Source organism: Polynucleobacter sp. 73C-SIWE (genome assembly GCF_018882465.1).
GTDB lineage: Bacteria > Pseudomonadota > Gammaproteobacteria > Burkholderiales > Burkholderiaceae > Polynucleobacter.
Map to the genome: position 1 here is coordinate 630892 of NZ_JACVOK010000002.1, position 22523 is coordinate 653414.

The window sequence follows — 22523 nt, forward strand, 5'->3', positions numbered from 1 at the left end:
TCTTCACATTCTTATTAATTAAAGATCAAACAAGATATAAATAGCAAATTTATCTAAATATCTTTAGATTATTAGACTCAAATTTTGACTTAAATAGGTTTCGTAAAGTATTCATTTTTTAAGTGTTGAATTACCTGTTTTTTAAGCCTCTTCTAGATAAATTAAAAAACTGTCATACGATTCATAATTTAAGTAGAAAATATTTATCACAATTAAAGAGCTGCAGCAAAAGAAGGCAATGTACACAATGAAAAAAAATATTCTATTGGTTGGGGGATGTGGTTACATAGGCACCTTTTTATACGAAAAATTGCTCGAGAATAATTGCTCAATTACGGTATGCGATATCTTGAAACGAGGAAATCCCTTAAATATTGACTTGATCAATAAGGACTATGCCTTACTAGAAGAAAGGGATTTGCAACATTACGACACTGTACTTTGGTTTGCAGGCCATTCCAGTGTGAGTCTTTCTACTGAAGATCCAGAGGGTGCATTAAAAAACAATTGCCTTAATCTATACTCTTTTGCGAAGAAATTACCCGAAAAAACAAAATTTATTTACGCCTCATCGGCGAGTCTATATTCAAAAAAATCATCAACAAATATAGCATCCACTGAAGATAGTTTAGTAACGATTCCATCACAAAATCCATATGACATTTCAAAATTTGCTTTTGATTACATTGCAAAAGGGTTTTTAAATAATTTTTATGGGCTTCGAATGGGAACACTCTCTGGTTACAGCCCAAATTTGAGACCTGAGTTAGTTTTTAATGCAATGAATATTTCAGCCAAAAAAAATGGTTATATTACGTTAAAAAATGCCGAATCAAATAGAACAATTCTGTTACTAGAGGACTTATGGATTTTAATAAGGGAGCTGATTTTTTCAACCCATAAACCCGGCTTTATTAACGTTGGCAGCATAAACTGTAACTTAGGCCAGTTAGCCAATCAAATCAGAGAAGTATGGGGGTCAAATATTATCGATAACGGCGTATCAGAAACATATTCTTTTACGCTTGATACATCTATGATGAAGAATATATGTGGCGCAGATTTGAAGGCGAGAGACTTTGGCAAAGATTGTCATGAGCTTTTGATAAAAATGGAGTCCAAAAATGGCTAGCTATCCACTTACGAGGTGCCTTTGCTGTGATTCAAATAATCTATCACTAGTTTTAGATTTAGCAATGCAATCATTAGCGAATTCTTATAGTGAAAAAAAAGATGCACTTATGGAGAAGTATCCACTGGCTCTAAATGTTTGTCCAAGTTGCTGGCATGCCCAACTAAGTTATTGTGTTGATAGAGGGTTAATATTTGACTCTTATAAGTACATTAGCGGCACTTCAAAAACATTGAATAATTATTTTCGCTGGTTCGCGAAAGAAATTAAGGGATTGATTCCTCAGGATGGGAAAATTTTAGAGATAGCAGCAAATGATGGCTCTTTAATTGCAGAAATGAATGCATTGGGTCTAAACACCATTGGAATTGATCCTGCAAAAAATATTGTGAATCTTGCTTCAGACAGAGGGCTAAATATAAAGTACGGTTATTGGCCTCAAGATTCAAATAAAATTCAAGGGAAATTTGATGCAATTATTTGTATGAATGTTTTAGCTCACGTTGACAACCCCAAAGATTTTCTCTTGGAGTGCAAAAATAAACTGTCTCAAAATGGAGTAATCTTAATTCAGCCATCACAAGCCAGAATGTTTGGAAACTATGAATTTGACACTTGCTATCACGAGCACATATCTTTTTTTAATACATCATCCATTAAAACTTTAGCCTCCAGGATTGGATTAAAGTTACTTAAAACATCACTAGTTAATATCCATGGAGATAGCCCTATTTATATGCTTGTCCATAATGAATCTGAGCGTCAAATTTCAAATGGAGCATTTAGTTCTTTACCTTTTGGCATTTCAGAGAGCTTAGAGAAGTATGAGATTGAAATTAATTTGTTTGAAAAATTCACTTATGATGCATTTTCAAATAAAGCTACAAGCATCTTAAAAAAATTAGATTTCGATATTAATCAATTTAAATCTAGGGGTTTTGATATTATTTTTGTTGGGGCAGCCGCCAAGGCAATGACCGTAATTAATGCTATTGAAATAGTACCTGATTATTTTTTAGATGAGTCTCCCCTAAAGATAGGGCTCTATCCAGCTGGGATAGCAACCAAGATTGAAAATTTTGAGTTGTGTAAAAAATTGAATAAACCAGCACTATTTGTAATAACTGCCTGGAATTTTAGGAATGAAATTTCTGAAAAAATTAGGGAAATTGGAATTCCAAAGGGATCTGTAATTTACACATATTTTCCAGAAAGTTCCACAATATGCGAACAGTAATTTGCCATTTTTATAATGAGTCATATTTATTACCTTGGTGGTTAAATCATCATAAAAATATTTTTGATCATGGAATTATGATCAACCATCGATCTACAGACTCTTCAGTAGACATAATTAAAAAAATTACACCTAACTGGGATATTGTTGAGACTCGATTGTCTGAATTTGATGCCTATATGACAGATTTAGAAGTGATGAATTATGAGGAGCAAGTTACTGGATTTAAAATTGCCTTAAATGTAACTGAATTTTTGATGCCAACCCTACCTTTAGAGCAAATAGAGCATGCAATTCAAAAATTAGGAAGGGTCGGTTGCGCCGCCTCAGGCATGATTTGTGTCGACAACAATATATCCATAACCCCTAATTACGATAGCCCACTACAAACCCAAAAATATTTCGGATATGACGACAATTTAATAATTGATCAGAGAAGTAGGATGCTATTGGGGCAATCGCCCTACCCCTATAGAAATCGTTTTTATCATTCTCACAAGGTGGGGATGTATCAGCCTGGTCGACACCTCTCTTATCATCATGATGCTAATTTTAGAGTAAATGAGTTAATGATTTTTCATTATGGCTACGCACCATGGAACGAATCTTTTTTAGCAAGAAAAATTCAAATTAAGGATAAAGTTTCTAAAGGAGATATATCGAGAAATTGGGGCTTACAACATCTAAAGGGATATGAAGAATTAAATTCTGATTTTGAAAAACAAAAAATCTTATCAATAGATTTAAATACTCATCCTTTTGCTGGTCAAGCCCTAAAGCACTTGCGTTGAATGCTGCTATTTTCTGAACATTAAGAATATATTTAATAATTATTTCTTTAAATTACACCAGCTAAATTATTAAGGGTATGTAAACCATTCTTTAATGCGTATATTTTTTCGTAGGCAAGGTTAACTCAATGTATTTTTTGAAATTAACTCTTGAGGCTGGCAATTAAAATCATATCGATTAAATGGGCATCCTCAATAAATTTAGCAAGGTGATCTTTAATAGATTTTTCTCCAACACTATTTAACAATAATTGAAACAATTTTTTATAGACTCTAAATTTCTTTTGTTGCAAATACTGCAACATTAACTCAAGATACTCCACAGAAAGATGGGTACTAGGATTTAAGCCCTCAAGTTGCTTAATCAGTTCTGAGTCATCGCAATGACGCCACATATTGAAAAGTCCATGGAATCCAAATGTTTCAATTTCTGGAGTGGCGCGCTCGTATGAAAACATATCCGCAACTTTATCTGCGGCAAATCGGATACCATATGTTTCTAGCTGTGGCCTCAGTAGTCTGCAAATTAGCTCATCCTCATTCACTTGACAATCTTTACCAACCTGCAGATTTAAAACTTCTCTCATGAGATTTGTTGACCTAAGAGAAAAGCCACCATTTCCAACCGTGAGCCCATCTTTATGCCAAGGCCAACGAGCACCAATATAGTCATACTCTAGAAATTCATTTGTCCATGCCCTAGGATTGGTGACATATCCATCCCACTGAACTATTAATAGGAATTTGGTTTTAATGTGCCCTAGTAACTCTTGAATGACAAATCGAGAGTAATCGTCTCTCGATTTTAGGGGTGTGATCTCAATCGATCTGAACTTCCCACTCAGCAATCTATCTGAAAATAGAATTGAATCCCCGAAGTCTATATTTTTTGTTGAGATTTTGATTGCCTCTGCGGATAAATCCGGGGTAATACAATCTATTGAGCAAATTGTGACATCCTTCAAGCTGAGCATTATGGTTATATTTCTCTCAGATACTTTGATGTAAGTTCATCGCTAATTTTTTGTAAAACCTGATCCCAATCGCCCTGCTTCTTCTGCCTAAAAAGCGTAACTGATGGATACCAAGGCGAATCCTTACGCTCTTGCAACCAGCGCCAGCAAGTATCAAAACGATTCAAGATCCAGGTTGGCTTTCCAAGCGCTGCGGCCAAGTGTGCTGTTGAAGTATCTACTGCAATGACTAAGTCTAGGTTTTCAATTAAAGCGGCTGTATCAGTGAAATCATTTAACTCACTCGCATAATTAATGATTTGAGGGCCTTCCCAACCATTTTTCAGTACTTCAACTAACTCAGATTCTGCAGGATCACCTTTTTGCAAACTATAAAATTGCACATCGATATCTTTAAATACTGTGAGCTTTTCAAGGGGAAGATTGCGTCTATTATTTGTTGCCCAAACCTCTGGTTGATCTGGCCTAAATCCTCCAGACCAAACTAGACCAATACGTATCTTGTCCTTTTTACCCAATTTATTTTTCCAGTATTCTGTTTTAATTGGATCTGAAGGGATATATGGAATAGAGCTTGGGATAGTTTCCAGAGTTGTTTGAAATGCATGAGGAAGACTCATTAAAGGGCAATAGTAATCATATGGTTCCGCGGGCTCAATACCTGTCGTTGTCATACTAGCTACACCCTCAACATTCTTCATTAGGGCTAACAATGGCTTTTGTACTTCAAAGATAACCTTTGCACCCAACTTAGCAAGCATCGGCACATAGCGGCAGAACTGTAATGTATCGCCGAGGCCCTGCTCGCTAACAACTAAAATTGTTTTATTTTCTAGTGATTTATTTCCAAGCCACAATGGCTTATGAAATACTCTATTTTTCAGCACTCCAGATTTTGAGGCCCTTCTGCGCCACTCATACTCAGCCCAACCCTCCTGATAGTTACCTTGTGTCAGCAATACTAAAGATCGATTCCAACTTGCATCAGCTAAGGTTCCTGGGTCTTCCATAGCATGATTAAAATGCAGTACGGAGAGCTCAAGCTCTTGCATTTCATGAAAAATAACCCCTAAATTATTATGGGGTTGAGCAAAATGACTTTTTTTGCTAATCGCCGTCTGATAATCTTTAATGGCTGCATCATAATCTTGCATCTTTTGTAAGGTTACACCGCGATTAAAGTAGGCTTCCGCAAAATCCTGCTTAAGATCTATTGCCTTGTTGTATTGCATAATTGCGGCATCAGGCTGATTAATCTCCTGAAAGACTAATCCTAAGTTTGAATAAGCATCTGCATAATCCTTTTTTAAGGATATTGCTACATAAAAACTAGCCATCGATTCAGCAAATTTACCAAGATCTTTTAGTATGACGCCGCGATTATTCATCGCCTCTACGTAATCAGGCTTTAATTCCAGAGTTCTATTGTAAGAAGCGATGGCCTCATCGTAACGCTTTAATCCTTGAAGGATTAGGCCTCGATTACAGTGCCCTTCTGCGAAGGAGTCATTAATCTCAATTGCCTTATCAAGACAAATAAGCCCAGACTCTAGATCGCCAAATGAACGGTAGATAATTGCCTTATTGCTATAGGCTTCGATATGGTCCGGTCTGATGCTTAAGGCTTTATCATAAGCCTTGATAGCATCATCTAGTTGGCCCGTTTCCTGTAGAAGAACACCGTGGTTAAAGTGGGCCTCAGAATAATTTGGCTCTAACTTAATTGCCGTATGGTAACTTTCAAAAGCTTTTTCGGTCTTTCCTTGTGCTCTATATATAACGCCGAATGAATTATGTAACTCAGGTAAAGCTGGATTAAGATCTAATGCAAATTGTAAATTTTTTATTGCTTCACTATCTTGACCCAATCTTTGCAGAAGGAGGCCACATTTAACATAAGCCTCAACGCAATTTATATCAATATTAATGACTACTTTATATGCCTTTAAAGCCTCCTCAAGCCGTCCTATTTCTTGCAATAAATCCGCTCGATTAAAATGTGCAGCTATATAATCCGGCTTTATTAAGATTGCATTTTCATAGCACTTCACTGCAGTTTCATGCTCGCCCAGCTGCTTTAGGACAACGCCGCGGTTATTGTGCGCCTCATAATGATTTGGATTGATTTGAATTGCTTTGCCATAGCTGACTAGAGCAGCTTCATACAAACCCATCTCCTTAGATACAACACCATGATTATTTAGTACATTTGGCTCTTTATCATTGATCTGTATAGCCCTACTTAAATAATCCAAAGCCTTTGGGAAATCTTTATTTAACGCACTGATCATCCCGGATAATTGCAAGGCATGAAAATTATCTGGATGAGATTGAAGAATTTCCTGATAAATTTTTAGAGCATCATCTGGGCGACCCGCAACCTGCCTAGCAAGGCCTAATTTCAATTTATTAGTAATCACTTGATTATTATCAAACTTTGCCATGATGATTACTTCGCCTTCAAAATAGATTGGGAAGTGGTAATGCCCTGCTCAAGGAAATAGCGATAAGCTGGCGCCAATGATGGCATCATCAATGAGAACACTATAAATCCAACACAAATCGTGATGGGAAAGCCGATACCAAAAATATTTAACTGTGGAGCTGCCCTAGTGAGAACACCCAATGCAATATTGGTAATGAGTAAGGCAGCAATCATTGGCAATGCAATTTGCAAGCCAATACTAAAAATTTGTGAACCCCAATTGGCAATCGCCATGCCATTGATAGCGCTTAATTCCATCGCAATTGGAAATGAGTGAAAGCTATCTACAAGGCCAGAGACAAGCATCAAATGGCCATTGATACTCAAAAATACCATCATGGCAAGAATATTCATCATCGAGCCAATCACGGGAGTAGTGTTTTGAGTTTGCGGGTCAAAAAAGGTTGCGAAGCCAAATCCCATCATGAGTCCACTAATTTGTCCTGCCATCTCAATGCCAGTGAAGATAATCTGTGCAGTCAATCCCATCGCTAAGCCAATGAGAATTTGTTGAGCCAATACCAATACACCATTCAGAGATAAGATATCGATCCTTGGAGGACTTGGGACCGCAGGAATGACGATTAGAGCCAACAGGACTCCAAAAGCAACTTTCACTGGGGCAGAGAAAGACTTACTCGAAAAAAATGGTGCAATAGCAATAAAACCTAAAATTCGTGTCAATGGCAACATCAGTCCAAAGATCCAGGTTTCAAAGATGTGGCTATTGAAGGTAAGCATATGCTGCCGTGGCTTAGATCAATTATTTAAAAATTGAAAATTAGTGAAGGACTTGCTCATGAAGTCAACTAATACCGAAATCATCCAGGGGCCGGCAATAATCATCGTTACCAGCACAGCGACCAATTTTGGAATAAAAGTTAATGTAGCTTCGTTAATTTGAGTTACCGTCTGAAAAATACTAACAATCAGACCAACAATTAGAGAAACTAATAATAAGGGAGCGCCAACAGTCAACGTCACTTCCATAGCCGTTCTGCCGATATTCATGACTGCTTCTGGAGACATATTTTTTCCTTTGTTGGTAGTTAGCGAAAGCTATTCGCTAATGATCCGATGAGCAGTTGCCAGCCATCCACCAGAACAAAAAGCATTAACTTGAATGGCAGGGAGACTATAGATGGGGGTAGCATCATCATGCCCATCGCCATGAGGACGCTGGCAACAACCATGTCGATGACTAAAAATGGGATAAAAATACTAAAGCCAATTTGAAATCCTGTTTTAAGCTCGCTAGTCATAAAGCTAGGGATTAAAACACTCATCGGAATTTCACTAGGGTTAGAAACCTTTTTACCAGCCAAGTTCAGAAACATTGCCAAATCTGCTTCACGGGTTTGCTTCAACATAAACTCTCTGATTGGCACAGACCCTTTATCTAAAGCCTGCTGCATGGTAATTTTGTTTTCACTCAGTGGCTTGTAAGCTTCACCATAGACACGATCCAACACAGGACTCATGATAAAAAATGTCAAGAAAAGAGCGAGCCCAAGCAATATTTGATTAGGTGGTGAAGATTGGGCTCCAATTGCCTGACGCAATAAAGAAAGAACGATGATGATCCTCGTAAAACTGGTCATCATCAAAACGATAGTGGGCAGAAATGATAATGCCGTCAATAAAATGAGGGTTTGCAGACTCAGACTATAGTTCTGGCCACCATTAGCAGTTGCAGAGCTACTAAATACGTTCAAGGCAGAATTATCAGCAGCAAAGCATATAAAGCTAATGAGACTTAGCACTGAAAATAGCGCTAGTTTGAGCTTAGCTTTTGTGAAAGATTGCATATTCATTTCTTGAGCAACCTTTTAAATATTTCAGTGAGGGCTGGATTAGCCATTGCTACTACGCGCTCAACAGGTTGAGCCTCCTCAATCACAGGGCGAGACTCAAATCGAAAGCGATCATTCTTAGAAACGATTGGTGACTCAATGAGTACCTCTGGTTCTTCATTCTTTTTCGGCGCGATACTCTGATCATTTGCTAAGGAAATAGTATTTGAGCTTGCACGCTCAAAATCGGATATCTTGAAGTTACCCAATGAATTAATATTTCCTGGAGTAACCCCTGTCACGATCCAGTGACCAGCGAGTTCGACAACAACGAGGCGTTCACGCGAACCCAGATTCACTCCACCAACAATTTTTGCTACGGAACGACCGCCAATTTTTGAATGGTTAAAGCGTTTCATAAGCCAAGCAAAGGCGCCGATGAGGCCAAGCACAATCATTAAGCCAAAAACTACTCTAAACGGGCTAGAACTATCATCAAAGCTAGCAGTCTGAGACATCTGAGCAAGCACTAAGCTTGGAGATAATCCCAAAACAAGAAAGAGTGGTTGAATGAGTCGCATAGAGGCGTCTAATAAATTATTTATTGAGCTTTCTAATACGCTCTAACGGTGTGATGATTTCTGTTAATCGCACACCAAACTTCTCGTTCACAACTACAACCTCACCTTTGGCGATGATGTAGCCATTCACTAAAATGTCCATCAAATCGCCTGCAGAGCCCTCTAACTCAACAACAGATCCCTGCGCAAGCTGCAATAAGTTTTTGATGGTGATCTTAGTTCGACCTAATTCAACGGTGAACTGGACTGGAATGTCGTGAATGAAATCGATATCTCTGATAGGTTCGTTTTCAGAGCTACCTTCAATCTCATTGAGCACCTCATCCTGGGCGAGATCTTTATCTTGGTTATTTTCATTACTCATCTTTTGCTTCCTTCACATACTCATTTAAGTTTGATTGCAAAAACTTTTCGATTCTTAGGGCGTACTTCTTATTGAAAGTGCCATATCTGCATTGCAAAAGTGGCACGTTATCAACGGTTGCTACTACCAATGGATCATATTCAAGGGGAATAAAATCCCCGATTCTTAAGGCCACAACATTTTCTAAAAATAATTTTTGAGCGCCTAGATTAGCTACTAATTCAAGCTCAACAGAATTGACTGTTTCGGCCATAGACTCGATCCATTTAATATCAACGTCCTGAACCCTGCCTTGCATTTGTGAGGTCAATAGATCCCGAATAGGCTCTAAAGCCGAATAAGGAATGCAAAGATCCATCTCAAAACTTCTTTCCTCAAGCTCAATAGTGAAGGTGGTTGTTACCACTACTTCGCTCATCATGGCTATATTGGCAAATTGCATATTCATCTCAGAGCGAATATATTCATATTCGACTGGGTGAACAGGTGCCCAAGCTTCTGCATAGGGCTCAAAGAAAACATCTAGAATACGCTCAACAATACGTAGTTCTGTAGGTGTAAATTCCCTTCCTGCAGAAGTAGTCTTGAAGCGACCGCCGCCACCAAATAAGTTATCCACCACAAATAAAACAAACTCCGGATCACATAGCATCAAACTAGTGGCGCGTAAGGGTTTAATTTTGATCAGATTGATATTGGTTGGATCTTTATGCTTAGCAACAAACTCGCTGTACTTACAAGTTTCAACTGCAGTGGCTTTAATCTCTACTAGACGACCCAAAAAGGTCGACATACTGATTCTGAATAAGCGAATAAAACGTTCGTGTATATTCTCGAACGTAGGCATACGCCCACGGACAATGCGCTCCTGACTCCCAAGGCTAAATGATTTAGCCTCACCAGGATTACTTGCTACAACCTCAGGTTCTACGGCACCCTCCTCTACATCTTTGAGAAGAGCATCTATTTCCTTGTCGGAGAGATTTTCATCAGCCATTTTTAATGATCGATTTTATTGAACGATGAATGAAGTAAAGTATGCGCCAGTCAAATTCTGTTCTGCCTCAGAACCCATGAATGGCTTTTTAAGTGAATCAATAATTTCAGTAGTCAGTTTTACTTTTCCATCTACTGAAGCAACCTCGGAGGCTGATTTTGCAGACAGGATAAATAAAATTCGATTTCTTACTTCAGGCATACGATCCTTTAAGGCCTGAGCATCTTTTTCACTTGGCACTTGCAAGGTCATGATTGCCTGAAGATATTGCTGAGAATCACCGCTCTCAGGTCTTAGATTCACAGTAAATACCTCTAAAGGTACAAAAATTTGTATAACCGGCTTAGTTTCAGCGGTATCAGCACCAGATTTATAAACAAAAAAGTAATATGCGCCCGCACCCGCGACTAGCAATGCAAGAACACCAATTGCAATCATGACGAATAGCTTTTTATTGGATTTTTTTCTTGGGACGCGCGTAACTTCAGCTTCGTCCTTAGCGTCTTTTTTGTTAGGTGCAATAGCCATTTACGACTCCGTTTTTAATATAAGAACTATTATGAAGTCGAAACTATGACGTAGATAGTCAGAAAAGAGGGGTATTTAGCCCCTTGCTACTGATTTAGAGGCTCCAAAAACAGCATTCCCAAATGTGGGAATTTAAATTCTCAGACTTACCGAACTCGGATTAACCGGTTTGAAGGTATTTTGACTGGAAATATAGGGATTAGATGCAGCCTGGAGGAAGCCTAAACTTTGACTGGCGGGCAATTCTGGAGCACGGAACTCATTTTGCCTCACAACCTGGATGGAGCTACCAGCAGGCCCTGAAGAATTAGAACTGAGATTTTTAACCAAAGATTGAACCAATTTATCGGAAGCAGCACCCAAACCCAAACCAGAGACGCCGGGTAATGCCACAGAAGTCGCAATACCAGCTCCCGCTCCCAATGTTTTACTCAGTAAGTTAGTGAAATCAGCTAAGAAACTGGATTTTTGGGGAGCGCCTTTATTAGGCGCAATAGCCCTAGTGGACTGGGCTTCAACAGTGCCAGAACCAATCAGAAAGGGGTTAATTGAGCTATCCAAGATGGTATTTTTCTATGATTTTGCCATTGTCCCAGCCCTGAGCAGGATCAATTGAGGGAATAAGAGGCAAAAAACCCCTTAATTCAAAAGAATGCCTAAATTTTGGGCATTTGTCATTAAAGCCCATGAGGATGGAGTTAGCAGATGACTTCATACTGACCTTCCTCAGAATTGAAATACGTACTGGACCACCCCTGATATTCCCTCAGGCTAATAGGCCCCTCTTGGATGATGCTCACCAAAGTATGCCTAGGATCTACTTTGATAGCCGAATAAAGTTGGGCAATGAATTCCTGCTCACCCTCTAATACCTGCATGAAATTTCCATCCTTGAACATCAAAACACCAGTGATGCCCATGGCGTCATTCTTGCTCTGTGACTGAGCAACAAGCTCTATGAATTCTTCTCTAGAAAGACTTTTAGTGGATGAACTAATGTAGATGAGCTGGTACATGAACTTAGTTCTTAGACGTAGAAGTTAACCATCTTAGCCGAATGCAAATCCATTGCATCTGGCATATTGTCAAAAGCAGCTGAATCCCCCTGTGCTGCAAGTTCACTTTGGCGATAACTGGAGCTAGAGCTTATATTCAGCTGGTTTAATACGAGTCCAGCATCGAGCATGGATGATTTTAGATCCTCAATACCAATTTGCAGCGCTTGCAAAACATCAGCATCATTTGAATAAAAACTGGCATTCACTTGATCGCCATTGACCTGAAGAACAATCTTCAGAGACCCTTTATCTGCTGAGTTCAGAGTAATGACGGCAGTATGCTTATCCGAACCAAACATTACAACAGTCTTTTGTGCTAATTCTGCAATCCATTCGGGACTTGACATCGATGATTGCATTTGCAATTGGATTGCACTGGAAGCTGATGAAGTCGTATCTTGAATTACATGATGACCAGAATTTACAGTCAAAGCCAACATAGCCTGAAGTTCCTCAGGAGATGGTTCATCAGAATCTTGAGCATGGTGTTGTGAATGGCCATGACTTGGTGAATCCATAAAGAATCCGCCAGCACTAGAGTCATCAATTTTTACTAATGAGTCAGAGTCATCTACATCATCAGTAGCATTGCGGAGAGCCTGAAAGACAGCTTGATCTAGCTTGTGATTTAGGGGATTTGCAGTGCGCAGGTTTACTGAACCCATAGTACCTGCAGCGGGATGTATGAGAGCTGATACGCCTACACCAGCAATATTTTGCGTAAGCTTGTTCACGGTAGACAAGGGAGAAGCACTAGTAGTGCCCTGCTTATAGTCTGCAACATTTTTCATGGCCAGAATATAAGCAGCCTGATTGATATTTGCCTCAAAAGTCTGAATCGATTTAGCACTCGACTCACTATAGGTCTTGGATTGATTCAATAGTTGATTGGCATGAGCGACATCAGGGGAAAGAAGCTTAGCTGTATTTAAGCCCTGCTTACCATCCTCCATTTTAAAGAGTGCGGCTTGGGTGCTGAGAACATCACCAAAACTTCCGCCAGAACGAGATACCCCGGTGCCACCATTTCCATTGAGAGATATAGTCCCATTAGTCTTAACTAATTGGGAATCACTGGTTTGCAGTTCAATAGCCATATTTTCAGTGGAAAACTACTGCCTGGAACTGGCGATGAGTAATCGCAAACTCATCCATTAATTTTTGCTCTGATTTTTGCTCTAATACACGTTTTTCTTGCTTATTCTTTTCAATCAGTATTTCATACTTTCGTTTCTTTGCCTCACAAGTTTGCCAAAACTTCATGTGCATCTTCACGACTTCAAGATATTGTTCAATCACTACCTCTTGACTTTTGATGGCAGAGTCAATGCTGTCTAAAAAAGCTTGGAAATTTTGTAAGTCTGTAACAGTCATTCCCTGAGAAAGACGCACTGCATTTTTTACAACATACTCATGTCTATAAAATAAAAGCTGCTCTTTTTGGGCTTTAGACTCATTCACAGCACGATGTGCTTTTGCCAACTGTTCGGCAGCTACATCAACCTCTCGCTTGGCTAACTTTAAAAGTAAGAGCATGGCCTGAGATGAATAGCTCATGAGGTGCTCTCCAAAATAGTTTGCATACCATCAAGGCTCTCCTGGATACTAGCTCTTACATTCAAATCTTGAATCAAGAATTTTTCTATTGAGCTATGTTTTAGGATGGCTTCATCCAGTATCGAGTCAGCCCCATTGACATAAGCGCCAACGTTGATTAAATCTAAGTTACGACTATATTTTGCATTGAGCTGCTTTAATTTTTGCGCGTGTACTCGATGATCTTCTTTAATGATGCTATGCATCACACGACTGATCGATTGCTCTACGTTAATAGCTGGATAATGTCCAGCTTCCGCTAATGCTCGATCTAAAACAATATGGCCATCTAAAATTGAACGTGCAGAATCAGCGATTGGATCTTGCTGATCATCACCCTCTGTCAGCACTGTATAAAAAGCAGTAATCGTACCGCCACCAACATCACTATTGCCGGCACGCTCTACTAATTTTGGTAGCTTTGCAAATACTGACGGCGGATAACCCTTGGTTGCTGGAGGCTCTCCAACAGCCAAGGCAATTTCACGTTGTGCCATTGCAAATCTAGTAAGCGAATCCATGATCAACAAAACATGTTTGCCTTCATCACGGAAGAACTCAGCAACACTTGAGCAGTAGTTAGCAGCTTGAACTCGCATTAAAGGTGATTCATCTGCTGGAGAGGCGATCACAACTGATCTCTTTAAGCCATCTTCACCTAAGATATTCTCAATAAATTCTTTTACTTCCCGGCCGCGCTCACCAATTAAACCAACAACAATAATGTCCGCATCGGTATACCTTGCCATCATCCCTAGCAAAATACTTTTACCGACTCCAGATCCAGCAAATAAACCCATACGCTGGCCTCGGCCTACCGTCAGTAATCCATTAATAGCTCGTACCCCAACATCCAAAATATGATCGATCGGGGATCGCTTTAAAGGATTGATAGGTTCGGATTGAAGCGAAGAGAAATGCTCGGCATTCAATGGTCCAAGATCATCAATGGGTCGCCCTGAGGCATCTAATACTCTGCCTAATAATTGGGAGCCAACTGGCAATTGCGCACTATAAGAATTCGTTACTTCACGGTGATTTTTATCATTCTGTGCGTCTGCAAATAAGCGTCCATACTTTGCAGGCATGCTCTTTAAATACACTTTAGTGCCGGGCGATAAGCCTTCAGTACTACCCTGAGGCATTAAAAAAAGTTTTTGCTTATCAAAACCAACAACTTCTGCTTCAATAGATTTGTTATCAGACAAAGGAATGACGCAAGTGCTGCCGACGGATAACTCTATGCCTGACACTTCAATGACCAAGCCAGTTACCTTTACTACACGGCCAGCAAACTGCATTGTCTCTACATTGGAGAGTGCTTCATTGCAATTATTTAAAAAACAGGACAATAAGCCAGTGAAATCTTGCTGAATATCCTGATTCACATGGGGCTTCATTACATTCCCTCATGCCAATCGAGATTCTTACCCAGCGATTCAGTAATTGCCTTCCAGCGAACTTCATTACTTGCATCGATCGCATTTTGGGCCGTCTCTACAACACAGCCGCCGCGATCAATTTCTGAATTTTCTAGCAGCTGCCATTGCATTGCACCCAACTCTTCTTGCAAATATTGCCGAACAATAGTTGCATCATCAGGGTGAACTGTAAGTTTTAATTCATTGGCATCAATGAATTTTTTTGTTGCTTCGCTAATAATCGCTTTAATTACGAGAGGATTAATTTTGATTTCTGTCTGAATCATTGATTTAGCAATAGCTAAGGACAGATTTAAGACATCATCACAAATATCGATATTTTTAGCTGTAATAGCAGCACTAAATGTGCCGGCCAAAGTCTCTAATGAACGCCTTTCATCCGCATTCTCAGAATGCGCTAGAGACTTTCCTTTGGAATAGCCATCTTTGAACCCTGAATCATGCCCCTCGGCATAAGCTTTATCAATCACCGCCTGAATTTCTTCAGCCGTTAACTGAGGAACCGCATCCGGATCCTCCTTGGGCATTGGATTTGCAAAGCCTGGTGGAACAAGGTCTACAAATATTAAGTTATTGTCCCTATTAGACATAAGACTCATCACCCTTATTGCTCAACATGATTTGACCCTCTTCAAATAGAGTGCGAACAATTTGTAGGATTTCTTTTTGAGCCCCTTCGACATCGGACAATTTGACTGGACCTTTGTTTTCCAAATCATCTCTCATCATGTCTGCTGCACGAGTAGACATATTTTTGAAGATTTTCTCTCTCAGCTCAGCACCAGTACCCTTGAGTGCAGTAATCAATACCTCAGACTGAACATCGCGAAGAATCGTTTGAATGCCTTTGTCATCAATGCCCAAGATGTCGTCAAATACAAACATCTCATCCATGATTTTTTGAGCCATATCGATGTCATACTCTTTAAAACTATCCATCAAAATCACTTCTTGTGGGCCAGTAATAAAGTTCATAATTTCAGCGGCAGCACGTATTCCGCCAATCTGCTTTTTGCTACCGGCTTGATTCGTGGCAAGTAATTTTCCTAACACTGCATTAAGCTCTTTGAGCGCAGCAGGCTTAATTTCCTCAAGAGTGGCAATACGAAGCATGACATCCTTGCGCAAGTCCTCTGTAAATAAAGTTAAGATCTGTGAAGCCTGATCAGGCTCCAGATGCACCAAGATGGTTGCAATAATTTGCGGATGTTCGTAGCGGATTAAATCTGCAACCGCAGTTCCATCCATCCACTTCAAACTTTCAATACCCTCTGAATCGCGACTATCGAGGATTCGTTGGAACAAGCCACTAGCGGTCTCGTTACCGAGCGCCTTGCTTAATACGTTTCTAGTAAATTCATCGGTATCAAAGTTTAATGCTGCGCCTTCACCCGCTACGCTAAAAAACTCACGCAAGGTTGCAGCCACTTCGGCTTGCTCTACCCTTCTCAGGGTCGCCATAATGCCACCCAAGCGCTGAACATCTCTTGGGCTGATGTATTTCATTACCTCAGAAGCACCCTCCTCGCCAAGGGCGAGCATGAGTACCGCTGCTTTACTAAGGCCGTCTGTATTAGGAGGAGGCATTTCCACTCACCCAGTTAGATACTACGTCAGCAACAACTTTTGGATTATCTTTGGCCAGAGACTGCACATTATCAATATCTCGCTGATAAGGCGACTTCTTAATTACTGGCATACCCGTATCGTCCATATCTTCCTCAAAAGCGAGGGCTGCTTTGGCACGCCCAGGGAATATGCTCTCACCCGAAGCCCATTTAGACATCATTGGCTTGAGCGCTTTTCTATAAAGCAGGAAAGCAATAATGATACTCAGAATAATCTTACCTGATTCTTTAGCCATATCTAGATAGCTCGGATTCTTCCAAACGGGTAGATCAGGAATATCGCTAATTTTATTGTCAGTAAATGGAGTGTTCACTACGGTTAAGCTATCACCGCGCTCCTCATTGAAGCCCATCGCCTTTTTAGCTAACTCAGATATTTGAGCTTTTTCATCATCATTCAAAGGACGACTAGTGATGTTGCCATCTTTGTCCACTTCCTGCTTATTATTTACAACCACTGCCACAGATAGTCTTTTAATACCACCCATCGATTTTTGCTCATAGGTAACAGTCTTATTAATCTCGTAATTGGTGAGCGTTTTCTTATCGCTGCCCATGACCGGAGGTGTAGGGGCATCGGCCGCTCCAGCAGGCCCTGCTCCAGCTCTTGCATTGGCAATTGGCGCATTCGCATTTGCTGCTGGCTGATTGCTTGCAGCGCCAGGTATTCCACCAGCAGTGCCGCCGCCTGAATTAGCACCACTAACAGGCTGATTAGCCTCATAGGTTTGCATACTTCTAATGGCAGCTGTCTTCAAATCCTGATTTGGCTTGAATATTTCATTCGCCTCTTCAATCGTGGAGAAGTCAATTTCAGCATTAGCTTCTGCTTTCACATTTTTTGCACCCACAATCGGTGTGATGATTGACTGAACGCGTTTAGCTACGTTACGTTGAATTTCATCGACATATTTCATCTGGCTAGCATCAAGCGTTTTTTCGCCCTTCTTGCCTTGATCGGATAACAAATTACCGCTGCTATCAACAATATCCACCCCTGATGTAGATAAATTAGGAACGCTACTGGAGACTAAATGCACGATGGCACTCACTTGGCGCTGCTCTAAGGAGCGGCCCGGCGCCAATTTGACTAATACTGAAGCAGTAGGCTTTTGATCTTCGCGAATGAAGACTGTTGATTTGGGAATGGCGAGGTGAACGCGTGCATTATCGACACCCGAGATAGCTTGAATGCTTCTCTCAAGCTCACCCTCTAAGGCACGCTGATAATTGACCTGCTCTACAAACTGAGACACGCCAAATTTTTGATTTTCCAAGAGCTCAAATCCAACATTTCCAGCTCTCGGTAGGCCCATCGCTGCAAGCCTCAATCTGGTTTGATAAACCTGATCATCGGGCACCAAAATTGATGCCCCGCCATCAGCAAGCTTATAAGGTACATTCATTTGCTCTAATGCGGCTACGATTGCGCCCCCATCCTTATCATTGAAGTTTGAGAAGACGACCTTATACTTTCCACCCATACTCCACATTAGAACGACACTAATAATGGCAACGATTGCAGCAATACCAAAGGCCAATAGCATCTTTCCGCTATTTTCGCCATTCAGACTCATTCGCCCCATTAATTTTTCCACTGCGCATTCCTTTTAGCCAATTATTGAATTCCTGTGGCCACCTCATAAACAGTAGCCCTATCTTTGGACATATTATCTGCATCTTTATTTTCTTTCAATTGAAGGAATAGAGGGTTTTTTTCCGGCTTATTGACCTAACTGAATGGGGGCAATACTGCTACATTAAGCTCCATCCAGGTTATAGAAATGGTAGACAGATTATGGCAATTGGCGCAATAGATTCGGGCAAGATTCAAGCCATGCTTTCGCAATTGAAGGCAGCGGCCCAAAATCAGCCCACTAATAACTCCCCAATGGTGGGGGGCATCAATGGGCTCGTCAAGCCTACCCCACCCCAATCCGTCAATAATCAGACTAAAGTTGATTTTTCAGAGGCCCTGAAGGCGTCCCTGGATCAGGTCAATAATAGCCAGTCAAAAGCAGTGGAACTCGGCAAAAGTTTTGCCATGGGGGACGATAGCGTTAATCTCTCCGATGTGATGGTTGCATCCCAAAAAGCCAGTATCTCTTTTCAGGCAACAGTCCAAGTCCGAAATAAGCTAGTGTCCGCCTACCATGACATCATGAACATGCAGATCTAAGTTCTTACTGCCCCTGCTCTAGTTCGTATACCCAAGCTAAAATTTCTGCAATAGCCCGATACATCTCTTCGGGCACATAGTCATCCAGATCAACCTGCATCAGCAGGCTTACAAGCTCTTTTGACTCATGAATATAGATATCATTTTCCATTGCAGCATGAATAATTTGCTCTGCAACAATACCTCGACCAGAAGCTAGCACCTTTGGGGAAAAGTCTCCGTGTTCATAAGCTAAAGCGACAGCTTGCTGTACTGATTTGGGATTATTTTTATCCATTTTTCAGAACACTAATATGATCGAGTTTATTGGTATAGGAATCAAAATGATTGCGTAACTTTGGAACTGCCCCTTCAACTACTTGCCTAGACTGTCGACTTGCAACTTCAATCTGAATATGAATGCGATCACGATTCATCACAATATGAAAAATGATTTTTCCAAGATTCGGAAGATCTAGTGCTAAGGTGCTCTTACAGGATTTTTCTTCAGGCGCTTCAGGGCTTGACTCACCGCTATCCCTGCTAATAGTCCATTGCATATATTGCTTTGGCCAAATCATGCCAGCCCACTGAATTTGCTGCTTTTCTAAGACATCTAATTGCTTGCTGATAATGGCAGAGCGATTAACATCCTTTTGGTTTTGTATCTCTTTGCGTAGTTGCTCAATCGTTCTTTTGCCCTGGATAAAATTCGCTATATGCGATTCGTAAAATAAACCGCTAAAACGTAATGCATTTTGGAGCTCCATTGCCGACATCTGTGGCTTGCCTGCAGATGTCAATAAGGGTGCCATATCTGATCCATCAATTTGGTTGAGATTATCAAATTGTGCAGTTGCGGATAAGGCCTCTAGAACCACCTTTCCTGCAGCACTCAACAAAACATTACTGGGCAGAACGGATGCGGGGTTGGGCTGAAGCACCATAAAGGTAGGCTTTGGGTCAGCGCCTAAATAACGTAAATTGATGCTTTCGCCAAGCTTGTGGGTCTCAGGTAATTGCATCCTGAATACCTGATCACCAATTTCTACTGAGGTAATATTTTCGGAATCAATTCCTACTACCCGACCAATGTATTGCATTCCGACCACAAGCCGAGTAGCTTGCGTAGTATGGTCTTTGAGTGCATTAAATTCAGCACCGGAAATTGGCTTAATTGTCACTGAATGAGATGACTACTTTCTAGGTCCTTCACTACTGCCCATGATGTCGGATAAACGAAGCATCCATGGCTGCATTAAATCCATGATTTCTTTATCGTTCGATAAAATTGTCTTGAGGCAGGCCACTTTTCTTTGCAAGGCATCCGCGCTTAGCTGAACCTTACCATTGTGCATGGGTATTTGGTGGATATAGCCCTTACATAGCAACTCTAGCTGGCCATAGCATTTCCAATCTTCCCGACGCGCTGCCTCAAGCATTTGTTTGCTAATTTCAGTTACAGCCTCATAAAGAGAAAGCATATCGCTTGGGGGGGAGATCAATTTGATAGGACTTAAAAAGATTTAGAGGTAAATTTCAATAAATAGATCATACCGATATTAACCAAAACCAAAGCCTGTAAAAGGGCATAAAAAGCCCTCTACCAATTAAATTTAAAGGCTACTAGGAAACAATGTTATTTCTGATAGCGTAGTGTGCTAATTCTGCCGTACTGGTCATGCCCATTTTCTTTAATGCACGGGAACGGTACATGCTAATAGTCTTGGTAGACAGCTTCATGCGATCCGCAATTTGAGTCAGAGTTAATCCAGAGGCAACCATAACCAGATATTGGTACTCACGATCCGATAGGGATTGATGGGGGTCCCCATCAAAGCTCTTCTCATAGGCCTGGGTTGCCAAGATATTGGCAACATTGGCACTAACGTATTTGGCATTAGAAGCAACCTGCCGAATTGCACCTACTAGGTCAGCGGTTGAAGAAGACTTTGTAATATATCCAGAAGCGCCCGCTTTTAGGACCCTGACTGCATAGAGATTTTCTGGGTGCATAGATAACACCAGAATTGGCAACTTTTTGTTATCGCGCCGAATGGTCTTGATAACATCAATTCCACTTTTATCTTCCAGATCTAGATCCAGTATCAAACAATCAATCAGATGATTTGAGACGTATTTAATAACCTCATTAGCTGAACCCAATTGAGCTGCAATTTCTATGCCGGGATAGGTGGCAAGAATTTGCGCAAGCCCTTCTCTCAATACAACATGATCATCAGCCAAAGCTAGGCGGATATGCCTCATTAGGGTCATGCTGGGAAAATCCTATTCAGTTAAATTAAGGGCTAACTGAATATACCAAAAAACTAGGATTTTGCCCGGTTGATTTGGCTATTAAGCTCATTACTCCACTGAATAGCCTGAATTTGGATATTGGTGATTTGCTCAGCAGTCAGGCCCAATGTCTTTCTGATGGATTCCATTTCATCAAAATTCACAGCTTCAATAGCGTCTGCAAGGTTAAGCAATTGACCAAACAAGCCCTCTCGATGGAGTAATCCATTTTGCAACTTCTCTGCCAACGGAATTTGGGCCAAAACTTCCTCAAGAGATAAATCAGTTACCTGATTGATTAGAGAGAGCATTCCCACCATAAATGCCTGATCGCTAGTGCCTGGTTGGGCAATATCATTTTGCTGAGACAATAGCTCGAGGAACTTAGCGCGGTTAACCACCCTTTGCTGTAAATCAGTATTTAGTTTTGAGCCTGATTGGGTGTAGACCAACAGCATCATCCATTGGAGTAATTGTTTTTGACCTAGCACTACTAAAGCTTGACGCACGCTAGATATTTGCATATGTCCGCCAATCCCAACGGAGTTGACTAGACGCAACAAACCCAAAGTTAAGTCTGGGCTATTTTTAAAATATGGCTCTATTGCAGCAATGTCTGAATCTTTAAACAGCAAGCCAATGACCTGAATAAGACTTAATTGCTCGGCTTTTGGTTTCTTGCCTTTGAGTAGGGTTGGCTGAGAGAAATACTCTCCCTGGAAAAGTTTAATACCAAGGTCTTTACATAAATCAAAATCAGCTTCCGTCTGAACATGTGACGCAAAAATAGCAAGTGTTGGAGATTGTTTCCGAATATCAGCGACCAGCGCTTTGAAATTCGGTTGCGATAATTGATTTAAAACTACTGACTTACCATCTGCCATCGTCAACGCAAGATTGACCTTAATATAGTCAAGTAAGGGAACAATTTTTTCATTCGCCATAGAAAAGTTGATCCACTCAACAGCGAAACGAAAGCCTTTTCTTTTTAGAGACTGAAGGCGCGTAATAGCATCTTCACCAAAGCGAGAGAAATCAATTAACTCTAGAACAATTCTTCGCGGAGGTAATAAATCGATGGTGTTGCTAACAAGCATCTTCTCAGAAACAGGAATAAATCCATCTACATCGCCAAGAACACTTTCAAGACCAAAGTGGCTCATTGCATTAATGATGATATTGCTACTAACCGCTAAATCATCATCGTCAGTATGATTGTCTAAGCTTTCCTTAGAACGAAATAGCATTTCGTAGGCAACGATTTTTCCACGAATATCGAGGATCGGATTTCTACCCAGAAAAATATCCGCAGAATTTGCATCCATCAGCACCGGATCAGACTGAATCATGTGTCCCCATTTCGCGAAAAAAGAATAAATACCCCCTGGATATCACCATAGGATATAAGCAATGTAATGTGGGGAAAACGGATTCAATCCGCTGAATAGAGGCATAAATAGC

The 22523-nt window shown here is 40.5% G+C and carries 26 protein-coding genes; 4 read left to right on the forward strand and 22 right to left on the reverse strand.

Going from position 1 to position 22523, the window contains the following annotated elements:
- The first annotated feature begins 247 nt into the window (after positions 1–247).
- Genes ICN17_RS09470 through ICN17_RS09480 form a run of 3 tightly spaced genes read left to right on the forward strand, consistent with a single transcriptional unit; the run spans position 248 to position 3160 of the window.
- Entirely contained in the window at positions 248–1132 is an 885-nt protein-coding gene (locus ICN17_RS09470; RefSeq protein ID WP_216237285.1) for an SDR family oxidoreductase, read from the forward strand.
- Positions 1125–2369 (forward strand): class I SAM-dependent methyltransferase, encoded by a 1245-nt coding sequence (locus ICN17_RS09475; RefSeq protein WP_216237286.1) that lies wholly within the window; start codon positions 1125–1127, stop codon positions 2367–2369. The genes ICN17_RS09470 and ICN17_RS09475 overlap by 8 nt, the downstream gene beginning before the upstream one ends.
- Entirely contained in the window at positions 2357–3160 is an 804-nt protein-coding gene (locus ICN17_RS09480; protein ID WP_216237287.1) for a glycosyltransferase family 2 protein, read from the forward strand. Before ICN17_RS09475 ends, ICN17_RS09480 begins: the two co-directional genes overlap by 13 nt.
- A gap of 143 nt (positions 3161–3303) precedes the next feature.
- Here ICN17_RS09480 and ICN17_RS09485 read toward each other — a convergent pair whose 3' ends face one another.
- The 17 genes from ICN17_RS09485 to fliF all read right to left on the reverse strand — a co-directional run bounded on the left by ICN17_RS09485 (position 3304) and on the right by fliF (position 18204).
- The gene (locus tag ICN17_RS09485; protein WP_216237288.1) at positions 3304–4125 is read right to left on the reverse strand and encodes a DUF5672 family protein; all 822 of its coding nucleotides are present in this window, start codon (positions 4123–4125) and stop codon (positions 3304–3306) included.
- Between the two features lie 14 nt (positions 4126–4139).
- Positions 4140–6578, reverse strand: a complete 2439-nt coding sequence (locus ICN17_RS09490; protein WP_216237289.1) for a tetratricopeptide repeat protein — start codon at positions 6576–6578, stop codon at positions 4140–4142.
- 5 nt (positions 6579–6583) lie between these two features.
- Positions 6584–7360, reverse strand: a complete 777-nt coding sequence (gene fliR / locus ICN17_RS09495; RefSeq protein ID WP_216237290.1) for a flagellar biosynthetic protein FliR — start codon at positions 7358–7360, stop codon at positions 6584–6586.
- An 18-nt stretch (positions 7361–7378) separates the two neighbouring features.
- Complete coding sequence (fliQ, locus tag ICN17_RS09500) at positions 7379–7648, reverse strand: flagellar biosynthesis protein FliQ (protein WP_216237292.1); 270 nt, start codon at positions 7646–7648, stop codon at positions 7379–7381.
- A gap of 20 nt (positions 7649–7668) precedes the next feature.
- On the reverse strand, positions 7669–8433 hold the full coding sequence (gene fliP, locus ICN17_RS09505; protein WP_370625975.1) for a flagellar type III secretion system pore protein FliP: 765 nt from the start codon (positions 8431–8433) through the stop codon (positions 7669–7671).
- The gene (gene fliO / locus ICN17_RS09510) at positions 8430–8993 is read right to left on the reverse strand and encodes a flagellar biosynthetic protein FliO (protein WP_216237295.1); all 564 of its coding nucleotides are present in this window, start codon (positions 8991–8993) and stop codon (positions 8430–8432) included. The genes fliP and fliO overlap by 4 nt, the downstream gene beginning before the upstream one ends.
- Before the next feature lie 16 nt (positions 8994–9009).
- Complete coding sequence (gene fliN / locus ICN17_RS09515; RefSeq protein WP_216198903.1) at positions 9010–9357, reverse strand: flagellar motor switch protein FliN; 348 nt, start codon at positions 9355–9357, stop codon at positions 9010–9012.
- A complete protein-coding gene (gene fliM / locus ICN17_RS09520) occupies positions 9350–10354 on the reverse strand; it encodes a flagellar motor switch protein FliM (protein ID WP_216237296.1) in 1005 nt (334 codons plus the stop codon). Before fliM ends, fliN begins: the two co-directional genes overlap by 8 nt.
- Before the next feature lie 15 nt (positions 10355–10369).
- Positions 10370–10882, reverse strand: coding sequence for a flagellar basal body-associated protein FliL (gene fliL, locus ICN17_RS09525; RefSeq protein WP_216237297.1), 513 nt, complete (start codon positions 10880–10882; stop codon positions 10370–10372).
- 132 nt (positions 10883–11014) lie between these two features.
- Entirely contained in the window at positions 11015–11443 is a 429-nt protein-coding gene (locus ICN17_RS09530; RefSeq protein ID WP_216237298.1) for a hypothetical protein, read from the reverse strand.
- Positions 11444–11580: 137 nt separating this feature from the next.
- A complete protein-coding gene (locus ICN17_RS09535; protein WP_216237299.1) occupies positions 11581–11898 on the reverse strand; it encodes a BLUF domain-containing protein in 318 nt (105 codons plus the stop codon).
- Positions 11899–11909: 11 nt separating this feature from the next.
- Positions 11910–13037, reverse strand: coding sequence for a flagellar hook-length control protein FliK (locus ICN17_RS09540; RefSeq protein WP_216237300.1), 1128 nt, complete (start codon positions 13035–13037; stop codon positions 11910–11912).
- Positions 13038–13041: 4 nt separating this feature from the next.
- Positions 13042–13497 carry a flagellar export protein FliJ gene (gene fliJ / locus ICN17_RS09545; protein WP_216237302.1) on the reverse strand — a complete coding sequence of 152 codons (456 nt, stop codon included), beginning with the start codon at positions 13495–13497 and terminating at the stop codon, positions 13042–13044.
- Positions 13494–14936 carry a flagellar protein export ATPase FliI gene (gene fliI, locus ICN17_RS09550; RefSeq protein WP_216237303.1) on the reverse strand — a complete coding sequence of 481 codons (1443 nt, stop codon included), beginning with the start codon at positions 14934–14936 and terminating at the stop codon, positions 13494–13496. Before fliI ends, fliJ begins: the two co-directional genes overlap by 4 nt.
- Positions 14936–15568 (reverse strand): FliH/SctL family protein, encoded by a 633-nt coding sequence (locus ICN17_RS09555; protein WP_216237305.1) that lies wholly within the window; start codon positions 15566–15568, stop codon positions 14936–14938. The genes fliI and ICN17_RS09555 overlap by 1 nt, the downstream gene beginning before the upstream one ends.
- On the reverse strand, positions 15561–16565 hold the full coding sequence (gene fliG / locus ICN17_RS09560) for a flagellar motor switch protein FliG (RefSeq protein ID WP_216237307.1): 1005 nt from the start codon (positions 16563–16565) through the stop codon (positions 15561–15563). Before fliG ends, ICN17_RS09555 begins: the two co-directional genes overlap by 8 nt.
- Complete coding sequence (gene fliF / locus ICN17_RS09565; RefSeq protein ID WP_370625976.1) at positions 16552–18204, reverse strand: flagellar basal-body MS-ring/collar protein FliF; 1653 nt, start codon at positions 18202–18204, stop codon at positions 16552–16554. The genes fliG and fliF overlap by 14 nt, the downstream gene beginning before the upstream one ends.
- 200 nt (positions 18205–18404) lie before the next feature.
- Here fliF and fliE point away from each other — a divergent pair, with 200 nt between their 5' ends.
- Complete coding sequence (fliE, locus tag ICN17_RS09570) at positions 18405–18785, forward strand: flagellar hook-basal body complex protein FliE (RefSeq protein WP_216237309.1); 381 nt, start codon at positions 18405–18407, stop codon at positions 18783–18785.
- A gap of 4 nt (positions 18786–18789) precedes the next feature.
- On the opposite strand, the gene ICN17_RS09575 is transcribed toward fliE, so the two are convergent.
- The 5 genes from ICN17_RS09575 to ICN17_RS09595 form a co-directional block, all read right to left on the reverse strand.
- The gene (locus ICN17_RS09575) at positions 18790–19062 is read right to left on the reverse strand and encodes an EscU/YscU/HrcU family type III secretion system export apparatus switch protein (protein ID WP_216237311.1); all 273 of its coding nucleotides are present in this window, start codon (positions 19060–19062) and stop codon (positions 18790–18792) included.
- Positions 19055–19948, reverse strand: a complete 894-nt coding sequence (locus ICN17_RS10470) for a flagellar hook-length control protein FliK (protein WP_216237313.1) — start codon at positions 19946–19948, stop codon at positions 19055–19057. Before ICN17_RS10470 ends, ICN17_RS09575 begins: the two co-directional genes overlap by 8 nt.
- 12 nt (positions 19949–19960) lie before the next feature.
- The gene (locus tag ICN17_RS09585) at positions 19961–20248 is read right to left on the reverse strand and encodes a flagellar protein FliT (protein ID WP_216237315.1); all 288 of its coding nucleotides are present in this window, start codon (positions 20246–20248) and stop codon (positions 19961–19963) included.
- A gap of 142 nt (positions 20249–20390) precedes the next feature.
- Complete coding sequence (locus ICN17_RS09590) at positions 20391–21041, reverse strand: response regulator transcription factor (protein ID WP_216237317.1); 651 nt, start codon at positions 21039–21041, stop codon at positions 20391–20393.
- A 53-nt stretch (positions 21042–21094) separates the two neighbouring features.
- Positions 21095–22411, reverse strand: a complete 1317-nt coding sequence (locus ICN17_RS09595; RefSeq protein WP_216237320.1) for an EAL and HDOD domain-containing protein — start codon at positions 22409–22411, stop codon at positions 21095–21097.
- Between the last annotated feature and the right edge of the window lie 112 nt (positions 22412–22523).